The following is an 11446-nucleotide window of genomic DNA, read 5'->3' as shown; positions in this document are numbered from 1 at the left end:
AGGCAAAATATGAAAACGATGCTGGATTATATAAATGAGGAGCAAGCAGCTCTAACTCAGATTCTTAACCAATTTCAATTAACTGATACAGACGTTTCAAAGGTCACGCACTGTCTAATTTTAGCAACTGGCTCGTCACATAACGCTTGTCAGGCGGCTAAAGTTTACCTTGAAGAAGTGGCGCCTATTTATGTGGAAATCCAAGAGCCGTTCAATTTTGCTCATTATGGCAAAGTGGATGATCGGTTTGATCTGGTCGTAGCGGTTTCGCAAAGTGGTAAAAGTGCTTCAACAATTGATGCCATTGCAAAAATTAAAAACCAAACGTCTGTAAAAACAGTGGCCTTGACAAGTGATGTCACCAGCCCGATTACGGAGGTTGTGGATGAAGTCCTGGATTTAAAAATGGGGCTTGAAACAGTTGGTTTTGTCACAAAAGGCTATACGGCAACACTTTTAAATTTATTTCTATTTGGTTTGAAACTGGGCTATCAAAAGCATCAATTAACAAAAGTAGAGGTTGAAGAAGAATTAGCAAAACTTGCCAAAGCAATTCAGGAAATCGATTCGGTGATTTATAAAACCGAACAATTTTGGCAAAAAACGAAAAAAGAATTAACAGAGGGGACACGATTTATCGCAATTGGTTATGGGCCCAATATTGGTACGGCAAAAGAGTTTGAGACGAAGTTTACAGAAACAGTTCGCTTACCTTCCCAAGGATTTGAAGTCGAAGCTTATATGCATGGGCCTTATCTTGAAGCGGATACTACACATCTTTTGTTTTTTATTGAAAATCAAAGTCCTATTCAAGCACGTAGCCAAGCCTTGAAAAATTATCTAGCCAGTTATGTTGGCCAATGTTACACAATTACAACGGGTTCAACGAGAGCATCAAATACGTTAGGTTTAGCAAGTGATGTCGAAGAAAAAATTAGTCCTTTATTATTAGTTATTCCATTTCAATATTTGGCGTATCAAGTAGCTACAAGTAAAGGAATTGATTTATCTCAACGGATTTTTGATGATTTTGATTGTGTCCTAAAAAGTAAAATAGCAAAGAAAGAGGGAAATCAGCCATGTTAAAATTTAATGAAGAACAACAAATCAAAGACATACGAGGTGCCTTAGCCTTGCGTTCAGATGTTGAAAAAGTTGTTGATCAAGTTTGGACGAAAGGATTTGATGCGGTTTATTATTTAGGAATCGGCGGTACTTATGCTTCAGCCATGCAAGCAGTTACTTATGCGAATGGAAAAAGTAATTTACCAATCTATGTTCAACATGCTGCTGAGTATTACACAACAGGCAATAAACGTTTAACAGAAAAATCATTCGTCATCTTGTCTTCCGTTACTGGGACAACACAAGAAGTGGTGCAAGCCGTTCAAGAAATCAAAAAGGTCGGCGCGACGTTATTTGGTTTTATCGATGCAAAAGACAGTCTTTTAGCAGATTTATGTGATTATGTGGTGACTTATCCAGCCCCAGGAACTGAGCAAATCAAGTTCTTTATGGTAGCTGATCGTTTAATGCAAAAAAACAACGAATTTACAGATTACGAAAATTATTACCAAGAATTGGAAGAATATTTGCCTACAGGTTTAGCTGAAGCCGAAAAAAGTGCCGATGCGTTTGGCTTAGCTTTTGCGGAAAAACATCGTCATGATAGCATTCACTATTTTATTGGCGCAGGGAACCAATGGGGAGCGGTCTATTCTTATGCAATGTGCTATTGGGAAGAGCAAAGTTGGCTTCGCTCAAAATCAATTCATGCAGCAGAGTTCTTACATGGAACGCTAGAAATTGTAGATGAAACTACGCCAGTAACGTTGTTTATTGGAGAAGACGAGCAGCGACCGTTGGCAGAACGAGTAGCAAAATTATTGCCGAAAATCTGTGCCAATTATACAATTATTGATTCGAAAGCGTATGAACTTCCAGGAATTAGTGAAAAATATCGTGGCCGAGTTGTTTCATTTCTCCTAATGCATGCGGTAACGCAACGCATTGATGCGCATGTAGAAAAATTAAATTGTCACCCATTAGAGATTCGTCGTTATTATCGTCAATTTGATTACTAAGACAAAATAGCCTCTTTTTCCAGCAAGCCTGTGGTAGACTGAAGAGAGAATACTTCAGAAAGTAGGAAAACCAATGACAAAACCGAAAATCTATACAATGACCTTTGCCAGTGTTTACCCGCTATATATCCAAAAAGCAGAACGTAAAAATCGAACGCAAGCGGAGGTTGACGAAATTATTTATTGGTTAACTGGTTATGATGAAAAAGGCTTGCAACAACAATTGGCTCAAAAAGTAACGATGGAAACATTTTTTGAAGAAGCACCCAATTTTAATGAAAATGCCCAATTGATCAAAGGCGTAATTTGTGGCTATCGCGTGGAAGAAATTGAAGATCCTTTAATGCAAAAAATCCGTTACCTAGATAAGTTAATCGACGAGTTGGCCAAGGGAAAAGCGATGGAAAAAATTTTAAGAACATGAAAACAGGGTCTCAATGAGACCCTGTTTTCATGTTCTCTTGTACACGGAATTTAACTATTTCCTGTATTAATGAAAGAGGTAACTCTTGCGTGTAGGGAAATTGAATGGCACCTTTCGAGGTTTTAAAAGGGCGTAATTCTTTGCTGAAACGTTGGATGGCTGATGGCGTAGGATAGAAACCTAAATGTTGCTTGGCCGCCGCAAAATGCACTAAATTGCCATTTAAGTAAAAGGTCGGCATTCCATAAGCGATTTTTTCAGTAGTCTCCTGAGGAACAACCGCTAAAATTGCTTGATAGATTTCTGTTAACTGTGTTTGATGTTGGGGTTGCTGGCGAATATAGTTTGCAATGATGGTCATATAAAAACACCTCCGTTTGTTTCAATATACTATGTAAAAAATAAAAGTCGAAGAGGATACAAAAAAACCGTCTAGTACTTTTTCTTTACTAAACGGCTTTTAGCTTAAATAACTACCTAAAGGGTCTTGCATGGAAATGTTTGTCACTCCTTAGTTTAATTGTTTTAAGTGTGCAATTGCTTCTTCAATTGTGTGACCAGTTGCTGTTTTACTTTCATTTTTTGCATCAAAAACAATGAAAATATTTTTGTCTGTGTCTAATTGAATACGGTATTGAATGTTTTTTACTTTGTAAGTCATAGTTATTCTCCTTTCATAAAGTACTCTAAAAAGGCGACGATAACTGATAACGAAATTCCATTGTTACTATACCACTGGAAAATTATTTTTGCAACAAATAACATTTTTTCTTTACCATTCCTTAGACTTCTTTGCTAGCTACTTCTTTACATTCTTTTTCAAGAAGCATAAAATAAATACATTACTAGTTTTTGAATAGGAGAACGATGTGAAAAAGAGAGTTGAGAAATTTAAACGATGGACCTACCGCTATCTTCTGTATGGAATCGGGTTCATCATATTAATTATTTTTAGTAATTTATATTTGCAATGGTGTCAGAATAACTTGTCTGTTGATTTAGCCTTCAAGTTTGCTTTTTCGTGGCATACGGAAAAGTTTTTCTTAGGTTGTTTTGTGCTAAGCGTTTTTTTACTTTTTTTATGTAGTTTGGCAGGTTCATTAGGAGTTGGCGCTCTTTTATATAGTGTCATAATAGGTGTTTTAGGATTTGCTGACTATCAAAAGATGTTTTATCGTGTCGAACCTATTTATCCAGACGACTTAAAAATGATCACAGAAGTTAGTTTATTAAAAGAAATGGTTGGTTTATGGCCGTTTATTTTTGTGGTTGCGTTAGGTTGTGTAGCACTTTTTTTCTTAGGAAAAGCCTTTTATAAAAGTTTCTTTTTATCGAAGAAAAAACAAACAATTCGTGTGTTAAGTCTTGTTCTTTCGATTGGTCTATTTTCATATATTGGTGATTTTAACAATCCGCAAAATTTGTTACGTAAAGCCTATAATAAAACCGCGTTATGGATTCCTTACAGCCAAAAAATGAATTACTACAATACAGGATTTATTGGTGGTTTTCTATATAATTTAAAAGTAGAGGCTATGGACCAACCAAAGGGTTATTCAAAAGAAGCTATTTCAGAAATTACTCAGAAATATCAAAAGTTGGCCGAGGCGAAAACAGTGCCGAACAATGAGCAACCAAATATTGTGTTTGTCATGAGTGAAAGTTTTTCAAATCCAGATCATCTGAAAGGTTTGTCCATTATTGGTAACCCTTTAGCTGATTATCAGCAAATCGCTGATAAAACTTACAGTGGCCAGATGCTTTCACAAAACTACGGGGGCGGAACTGCGAATATTGAATTTGAAGCCCTAACAAGTTTTTCGATGGAATTAATGAATGCCCAAATGACTACACCTTATACAATGATGATTCCTAAGATGACGGAATTGCCTTCCATTGTTTCATTACTTAAGGAACAAAAGTACCAAACAACGGCTATTCATCCGTACAATACATCTATGTATAAACGAAAAGATGTGTATAAAATTTTAGGTTTTGATCAATTTATCAATGAAAAAACAATGAACTATACGGATAAACTAGAAAATAATCCTTACATTTCAGATCAAGCAGCGTATCAGGAAGTGACGACACTGCTTAAAGAAAAAGAGCAACCGCAATTCATTCATTTAGTTACTATGCAAACACATATGCCCTATGAAAATAAATACACAACGTCCAATTATTTTTCTCAAGGAAACGGCAATCAAGTCGCGCTCAATAATTACTTGCAAGATATTGCCTACAGTAGCGAAGCTTTGAAAAATTTCCTACAAGAAATCGAAAAAATGCCCAAACGCACATTAGTCGTTTTTTGGGGAGATCACTTACCAAGTATTTATGATGAAAACATTCAAGCGTTGAATGAAGGGGCAGCCCTTCACCAGACAGAATTTCTAATGTATGATACGGCGAACCAGTTAACAGAAAAAAATCAGCATCAAGCAACCATTAGTCCATTTTATTTTGCTCCCTCACTTTTCCAACAAAGTGGCTTACCGCAATCGGGATTTTACGCTATGCTAAATGAGGTACAAGAACAATTGCCTGCTTTTGAAAAGGGGAATTACTATCTCGGTGGGGAATGGAAAAAAACAGTAGAAATGAATAAAAAGCAAGAACAACTATATGAGGAATACCGACTGATTCAATATGACATTGTTTCAGGGAAGCAATATAGTTTAGAAAATCAATTTTTTAGCTAAAAAAACACACGAAATATTCGTGTGTTTTTTGATTTTTATTTTAAAGTTTTACGATAAACAATGACATAATAGCTGAAAGCTAACAGACAAGCAAAACTTAAAAAGTAAAGCGGTAAGACCCAAATGGAACCATTGTGAAAGTAACTAATCAAATAGGTAAAGAAACTAACAAACAAGTAATAGACAAAACTAAAAATCCCACTGGCAGTACCAATTACAGATTCATAGCCTTTTAAGGCCATACTTAAGGCATTGGGCAAAGTAATATTAATCCCTAAGAAAAAGAGAAAAATAAACAAAATAAGACCAATGATTGTTTCAAATTGTGTCATTATCAATAAACAGCAAGCCGCAAAGATACTTAGCAGCAAACCAGCAAAGGCAATTTTTTCCGCTGACCAATATCCTAGCAACCAATTGATAAGAACCGCAGCAAGAATACTAGACACAGCTAAAACTAAACCAAGAAAGCCATATTGGACACTGCTAAAGCCAAAGTGATTGATGAAAATAAACGGAGCTTCTGCATAGTAGCTAAACAATAAACCATTAATGCCCCCAATCAATAAGCCGTAGCACCAAACTTTCGAGTCGAAGGAAAGGCGTTTCGCTACGGACCAAAAAGGCGCTTTCGTTAAGGTATTTCCTAAGTGAAAGGTTTCTGGTAAACGATAAAAACTATAGAAAAGTAATAGAACAGCCATGACAATTAAGGTGCTAAAGACATGCTGATAGCCAAAATAGGTTTGAACAAGTCCGCCGACTAAGGGTCCGATGGCAGGAGATAGCGATAGGGCAGCGCTTGTTTGAGCAAAAATTTTCCCTCTTTGAAGATCGTTAAAGCTTTCCCGCATCATCGATTGGGTAATAACAGAACCAACGCTTGCACCAAATGCTTGAATTAAACGGAAGAATAACAGCCAAGGAAATGTCGGACTCAAAAAAAGGCCAATATTTCCAATTAAATAGCATAAAATTCCTAATAACATAGCTGGGCGACGTCCAATCGTATCGGATAAAATTCCCCAGAATAAAACGCCAACGGCAAAGGCAACAAAATAAATACTCATGGTTAATTGTGCCACGCTATCGTGAATGTTAAAAGCAGAACTCAGCGCTGGTAAAATGGGTGTGAAAATCGACTCGCTGATTTGTGGAAATCCCACAAGCAAAATAATAATTAGTAATGATGGGACGGTGTTTCGGGTGTTTTTCATGATTTTTCTCCTTAAAAGTTTAATCTAATCAAAAACACCCATTGTCTTTTACAACCGCCAAATTTAAAATAAGTAAAATAATGTCACCAACTTTCCTTGAAATTTTTTATTATACAAAGTCTAAATGAAGAAGCGCTTCTTCTTGACTAAATTCATAAGTGTAGCGACCGGATAAACCGGCAAGCTCACCTGGGCAGTCTAAAAGACCCTGTGTAAACGTCCCTTTTTCGCAAGCAGTAAAGGTGCCTTTTTTTCCTAAATAAGTTCCTTCGAAATGTAGGAAACCGACCACTTGAGCCACAGCTTCAAGCCCATCTGCCATTGAAGAGCCTTGATAAGTCATTAAGTATTCTACAGAAGCTGTCCCAGATAAGGCGCCTGACAATTGATAAGTAGCGCTCGCTTGATTCACTGGGAAATTTTCATTAAGATTGTCAATCGGTTGTTCTTGCCAACTAGATACAGTAAATGATGCTTGCTCCATTGCTGTCCCTTCTTTCTTATTAATAAGAATAGGGTAGCGGGAAGCGCACTATTTGTCAACAATCCACCACTTTAACTCTTCATTTTTTGCACAAAAGAATGTAACGCTAAGCGGTTGATGTGATAAGCAGTTCCTTGTTTTTGAATAAAGCCGCGCTCTCGAAATTGTTTGAAAGTATAAATAAGATGGCGATAACTAACCCCTAAGTATTCGGCAATCTCAGTATGCTTTTCTTTATAAACATCTTCGTGATTAGCGGCAACCAATAGCAATTCCGCTAGCCGATAACTTAGTTCATAGGTCTGATTCGTTGTAAAGTGGTCCACCCGTTGGAGCATTTTTTTCCCTAGATAATGGCTGAGTTGCTGCATAAAAAGTACCTTGTTTTTTAAAACAGTTTCTGCGTAAGCTAAAGGTACAGCCAAACAACAGGTTTCACCTAAGGCGATAACGTCCTTGGTTATCGTTTCCGCTTGAACTAATGTTAAATCGCCAATCAAATCACCTGTCGTTAAAAACTGAACAATGGATTGGCGACCATTGCGTTCTGTTTTTAAAATTTTCGCTTTTCCTTTGATTAAATAAAAAAGATAATTTAATGGCTCTGCTTGATGATGAATGAATTCTTGATTTTCAAAATCGATAATAAAACTGTGTTTTAAATCAGTTTCATTAAAAAAAGGCGTATTTTTAGCTAATTCTTGTTTCGGTGATTGTTGGTAGGCTGTTTTAAGCATTTTTTCTCCTTATAATAGGAGATATCTCCTATTTGTTTCTTCTATTGTAGCACATAATAGACGTATCAAGAGTAGAGGAGTTTTTATAATGTGGAAGAAAAAAATTGTGCTATCGTTTCTTTTTTATTTAATTAGTGCATTGGGCATCAGTTTGACAATTCAAGCAGGCATTGGAGTTAGTAGTTTTAATGCATTTAATGTGACCTTTGCAACACTTACTCATTTAAAAGTCGGAACGGTTACCACAGCTATCAATTTCGCTTTTTTAGGCACGTGTTGGTTGTTAGATCAGCAGCGTAAAATTCAGGACTATTTGATTATTTTGGTGGCGTTAATTGGCTTTGGTTTTGTCATTAATTTTTTCTTATATCAATTATTTGGTTCGCTTGTTTTTCAAAATTATTTGGTTAAAATTGTTCTATTTATTTTAGGGACAATCATAGCAGGAATGGGGACAGGACAGGTAGTTGCGCTAGGTGTTTTGCAATTTCCCATTGAAAAATTTTGTACACTTATTTCTGAAAGAACGCGCTATAGTTTTCAGTTTTATCGTTATTTAGTTGATATTTTTTGTGTCAGTTTAGCACTAGGATTGTCCATTAGTTATCATTTGCCGATTTTTGTTCGTGAGGGAACCGTGATTAGTCTTTTCTTACTTTCTTGGGTTATTAGTTGGTCGCGAAAGCGGGGGCAACAACGTATTTTACGAATACAAATCAAGAAACTGGAATCCGAATGAAAGGATTTCAGTTTTTTTCAAATGAGCAGAACTTTTATTTGAAAAAAAGAGTGGAAAACGGTATACTAATTAAGTAATTATTCATAACATTGGTTCTCCAATCAATGTTAAATAGTTTTTTCATGAGGGAGTAACTGACAGTATTTATGCTGTGACAACATCACCAACTCCGAAAGCAATTTCTGGTGTTGTCTTAAACGGTGAGACTTATGTATGTTCGACGAAGTAGCATACACAAGTCTATTTTTTTTCATTTATTTTTGATGAAATGTAAAATAGTACTTGAAGGATGCTGCAAAAAATAGAGGAGGAAGAACATGTCAGAAGAAAAGAAAACACAATTGTCTGAAGCGTTTTACGCACAAGACGACACAGTTGTTTTGGAGAAAATGAACACAACAACTGATGGATTAAGTGCACAGGAGGCTCAAAAGCGTTTAGAAACGTACGGGGAAAATGTGCTAGATGAAGGGAAGAAAAAATCACTTGCCGTGAAATTCTTTGAGCAATTCAAAGATTTTATGATTATTGTTTTATTAGCGGCAGCGGTCATTTCGGCCGTCTTTTCCCATGATGTGGTAGACTCGATTATCATCTTAGTGGTTGTTATCTTGAATGCCATCTTTGGGGTCATCCAAGAAGCCAAAGCGGAACAAGCCATTGAAGCATTAAAAGAAATGTCTTCACCAAATGCTAATGTTCGCCGTGATGGACACGTCATTACTGTTAAAAGTGATGAATTAGTGCCAGGTGACATTGTTTTATTAGAAGCAGGGGATGTCGTTCCAGCCGATTTACGTTTATTGGAAGCGAATAGCTTAAAAATTGAAGAAGCAGCGTTAACCGGTGAATCTGTTCCAGTTGAAAAAGAAGTAACCATCTTAGAGGGAACCGATATTGGTATCGGTGACCGAATCAATATGGCTTATTCCAATAGTAATGTGACGTATGGACGTGGTCTTGGCGTTGTGGTTGGCACAGGAATGAATACAGAAGTCGGTAAAATTGCTGGCATGCTAGCAAGCGAACAAGAAACGGAAACGCCTTTAAAACAAAACTTAAACCAATTGGGTAAAATGTTAACAATTGCCATTTTAGTCATTGCAGCGGTGATGTTTGTGGTAGGAATGATGAATGGTCGTTCATGGATTGACATGTTATTAACGTCAATTTCGTTAGCTGTAGCGGCAATTCCAGAAGGATTACCAGCGATTGTCACAATTATTTTGGCTTTAGGGACTCAAAAAATGGCCAAGAAAAATGCGATTGTCCGTAAGTTACCAGCCGTTGAAACATTAGGAAGTACAGATATTATCTGTTCAGATAAAACAGGTACGTTAACCTTAAATCAAATGACCGTTGAAGCGTTGTATACAGATGGTCAAGTGTTATCTGCTTCCACAGAAATCCCTGCTGATAATATGGCTTTAAAAATCATGAACTTTACGAATGATACAAAAATCGCTCAAGATGGTTCATTAATTGGTGACCCAACAGAAACTGCCTTAGTACAATTTGGTTTAGATCATGCGTTTAACGTAACCGAAAAAGTAGCAGCTGAACCTCGTGTGGCAGAGATTCCTTTTGACTCTGATCGTAAATTAATGACTACTGTTCATGAATTAAAAACAGGTGGCTTCCTAGTTTCTGTCAAAGGTGCACCAGATGAATTATTGAAACGTTGTACGGAAATCTTATCAAATGGAGAAACAAGTCCATTAGATGAAACAAAACGTCAAGAAATTTTGAAAACAAACACCTCATTAGCGAAACAAGCCTTACGTGTTTTAGGAATGGCTTATAAATATGTTGAGACGATTCCAGCCGAAATGAGTTCTGAACTTGTGGAAAAAGATTTAACATTTGCTGGTTTAGTCGGTATGATTGACCCAGAAAGAAAAGAAGCTGCAGATGCTGTAAAAGTCGCGAAAGAAGCGGGTATTCGTCCAATTATGATTACGGGTGACCACCGTGATACAGCAGAAGCAATTGCGGCACGTTTAGGCATCATCAAAGAAGGCGACGACGATGCCGTCATTACAGGCGCTGAATTAAATGAATTGTCAGATGAAAAATTCGCACAAGTCGTGGGACACTACTCTGTCTATGCTCGTGTTTCACCAGAACACAAGGTTCGGATTGTTAAAGCGTGGCAACAAGAAGGAAAAGTGGTTGCGATGACTGGTGATGGCGTAAATGATGCCCCAGCCTTAAAAGCTGCTGACATCGGGATTGGTATGGGAATTACCGGAACAGAAGTATCAAAAGGTGCTTCAGATATGGTCCTTGCCGATGATAACTTTTCAACAATTATTGTGGCAGTAGAAGAAGGACGTAAAGTCTTCTCAAATATCCAAAAAACGATTCAATATTTACTTTCAGCTAACTTAGGGGAAGTATTAACCTTGTTTATTGCAACAATGCTCAATTGGGATACCTTGTTACCTGTTCACTTATTGTGGATTAACTTAGTAACGGATACTTTCCCAGCGATTGCGTTAGGTGTGGAACCCGCAGAACGTGATGTGATGAGCCATGAACCTCGTGGTAAAAAATCGAACTTCTTCTCTGGCGGCGTTTTAAGCAGTGTTGTTTATCAAGGGATTACGCAAGGGGCATTGACTTTGATTGTGTATAAAATGTCAATTATGTTCCCAGCACATACCGCAGCTAACACAAACTTATCGGCGCAAGCGTTGTATGATTTACAACACGGCGATGCTTTAACCATGGCCTTCGCTACTTTGGGATTAATTCAATTGTTCCATGCCTTTAATGTGAAGTCGATTTATCAATCAATTTTCAAAGTTGGCTTATTCCGCAACAAATCATTTAACTATGGGATTCTTGTTTCGTTCTTGCTATTAGCTGCAACGATTGTTATTCCAGGATTTAATGATTTATTCAGCGTCACACATTTAGATGCATATCAATGGGCAATTGTAGCAGGTACATCTTTTGCTATCATCCCAATTGTGGAAATTGTGAAGTTCTTCCAACGTAAAGCAGGTAAAGGTGCTTAATAAATAAGAAAAGAAAATTGGCTGGTACTTAAA

The 11446-nt window shown here is 36.9% G+C and carries 11 protein-coding genes; 6 read left to right on the top strand and 5 right to left on the bottom strand.

Annotated features, from left to right (window positions below; all coding sequences use genetic code 11):
* Nucleotides 1-9: 9 nt before the first annotated feature.
* The 3 genes from IGJ20_RS08400 to IGJ20_RS08390 all read left to right on the top strand — a co-directional run bounded on the left by IGJ20_RS08400 (nt 10) and on the right by IGJ20_RS08390 (nt 2508).
* Nucleotides 10-1086: an SIS domain-containing protein gene (locus IGJ20_RS08400; RefSeq protein WP_016618453.1), complete on the top strand. Its 1077-nt coding sequence runs from the start codon at nt 10-12 to the stop codon at nt 1084-1086.
* Nucleotides 1080-2084 (top strand): SIS domain-containing protein, encoded by a 1005-nt coding sequence (locus IGJ20_RS08395; protein ID WP_002369188.1) that lies wholly within the window; start codon nt 1080-1082, stop codon nt 2082-2084. The genes IGJ20_RS08400 and IGJ20_RS08395 overlap by 7 nt, the downstream gene beginning before the upstream one ends.
* 73 nt (nt 2085-2157) lie before the next feature.
* Nucleotides 2158-2508: a DUF2200 domain-containing protein gene (locus IGJ20_RS08390; protein WP_002360043.1), complete on the top strand. Its 351-nt coding sequence runs from the start codon at nt 2158-2160 to the stop codon at nt 2506-2508.
* Between the two features lie 10 nt (nt 2509-2518).
* On the opposite strand, the gene IGJ20_RS08385 is transcribed toward IGJ20_RS08390, so the two are convergent.
* Together IGJ20_RS08385 and IGJ20_RS08380 are read right to left on the bottom strand one after the other, a co-directional pair.
* On the bottom strand, nt 2519-2869 hold the full coding sequence (locus IGJ20_RS08385; protein ID WP_002357112.1) for an iron chaperone: 351 nt from the start codon (nt 2867-2869) through the stop codon (nt 2519-2521).
* Between the two features lie 150 nt (nt 2870-3019).
* Nucleotides 3020-3169 (bottom strand): hypothetical protein, encoded by a 150-nt coding sequence (locus IGJ20_RS08380; protein ID WP_002357118.1) that lies wholly within the window; start codon nt 3167-3169, stop codon nt 3020-3022.
* 208 nt (nt 3170-3377) lie between these two features.
* Between IGJ20_RS08380 and IGJ20_RS08375 the strand changes: the two genes are divergently transcribed.
* Complete coding sequence (locus IGJ20_RS08375) at nt 3378-5213, top strand: LTA synthase family protein (protein ID WP_202522577.1); 1836 nt, start codon at nt 3378-3380, stop codon at nt 5211-5213.
* 35 nt (nt 5214-5248) lie between these two features.
* Here IGJ20_RS08375 and IGJ20_RS08370 read toward each other — a convergent pair whose 3' ends face one another.
* From IGJ20_RS08370 to yeiL, 3 genes are all read right to left on the bottom strand, one after another.
* Nucleotides 5249-6430 carry a multidrug effflux MFS transporter gene (locus IGJ20_RS08370; protein ID WP_142666674.1) on the bottom strand — a complete coding sequence of 394 codons (1182 nt, stop codon included), beginning with the start codon at nt 6428-6430 and terminating at the stop codon, nt 5249-5251.
* A 109-nt stretch (nt 6431-6539) separates the two neighbouring features.
* Nucleotides 6540-6914, bottom strand: coding sequence for a DUF3224 domain-containing protein (locus IGJ20_RS08365; protein ID WP_202522576.1), 375 nt, complete (start codon nt 6912-6914; stop codon nt 6540-6542).
* Between the two features lie 71 nt (nt 6915-6985).
* Nucleotides 6986-7651: a transcriptional regulator YeiL gene (yeiL, locus tag IGJ20_RS08360; RefSeq protein ID WP_002357123.1), complete on the bottom strand. Its 666-nt coding sequence runs from the start codon at nt 7649-7651 to the stop codon at nt 6986-6988.
* Between the two features lie 88 nt (nt 7652-7739).
* Between yeiL and IGJ20_RS08355 the strand changes: the two genes are divergently transcribed.
* Nucleotides 7740-8390 carry a YczE/YyaS/YitT family protein gene (locus IGJ20_RS08355; protein WP_002397432.1) on the top strand — a complete coding sequence of 217 codons (651 nt, stop codon included), beginning with the start codon at nt 7740-7742 and terminating at the stop codon, nt 8388-8390.
* A 317-nt stretch (nt 8391-8707) separates the two neighbouring features.
* Entirely contained in the window at nt 8708-11413 is a 2706-nt protein-coding gene (locus tag IGJ20_RS08350) for a cation-translocating P-type ATPase (protein ID WP_002377094.1), read from the top strand.
* Nucleotides 11414-11446 lie beyond the last annotated feature (33 nt).

The sequence above is a fragment of the Enterococcus sp. DIV0294 genome (genome assembly GCF_050558155.1).
Classification (GTDB): Bacteria; Bacillota; Bacilli; order Lactobacillales; family Enterococcaceae; genus Enterococcus; species Enterococcus faecalis.
The sequence above is the reverse complement of the archived record's forward strand: the minus strand, read 5'-3'. Positions and strand labels throughout refer to the sequence as shown.

Excerpts from the sequence above, each read along its gene's own strand:
- IGJ20_RS08400 (WP_016618453.1), top strand. The coding sequence starts at position 10 with ATGAAAACGATGCTGGATTATATAAATGAGGAGCAAGCAGCTCTAACT.
- IGJ20_RS08395 (WP_002369188.1), top strand. The coding sequence starts at position 1,080 with ATGTTAAAATTTAATGAAGAACAACAAATCAAAGACATACGAGGTGCC.
- IGJ20_RS08390 (WP_002360043.1), top strand. The coding sequence starts at position 2,158 with ATGACAAAACCGAAAATCTATACAATGACCTTTGCCAGTGTTTACCCG.
- IGJ20_RS08385 (WP_002357112.1), bottom strand. The coding sequence starts at position 2,869 with ATGACCATCATTGCAAACTATATTCGCCAGCAACCCCAACATCAAACA.
- IGJ20_RS08380 (WP_002357118.1), bottom strand. The coding sequence starts at position 3,169 with ATGACTTACAAAGTAAAAAACATTCAATACCGTATTCAATTAGACACA.
- IGJ20_RS08370 (WP_142666674.1), bottom strand. The coding sequence starts at position 6,430 with ATGAAAAACACCCGAAACACCGTCCCATCATTACTAATTATTATTTTG.
- IGJ20_RS08365 (WP_202522576.1), bottom strand. The coding sequence starts at position 6,914 with ATGGAGCAAGCATCATTTACTGTATCTAGTTGGCAAGAACAACCGATT.
- yeiL (WP_002357123.1), bottom strand. The coding sequence starts at position 7,651 with ATGCTTAAAACAGCCTACCAACAATCACCGAAACAAGAATTAGCTAAA.
- IGJ20_RS08355 (WP_002397432.1), top strand. The coding sequence starts at position 7,740 with ATGTGGAAGAAAAAAATTGTGCTATCGTTTCTTTTTTATTTAATTAGT.
- IGJ20_RS08350 (WP_002377094.1), top strand. The coding sequence starts at position 8,708 with ATGTCAGAAGAAAAGAAAACACAATTGTCTGAAGCGTTTTACGCACAA.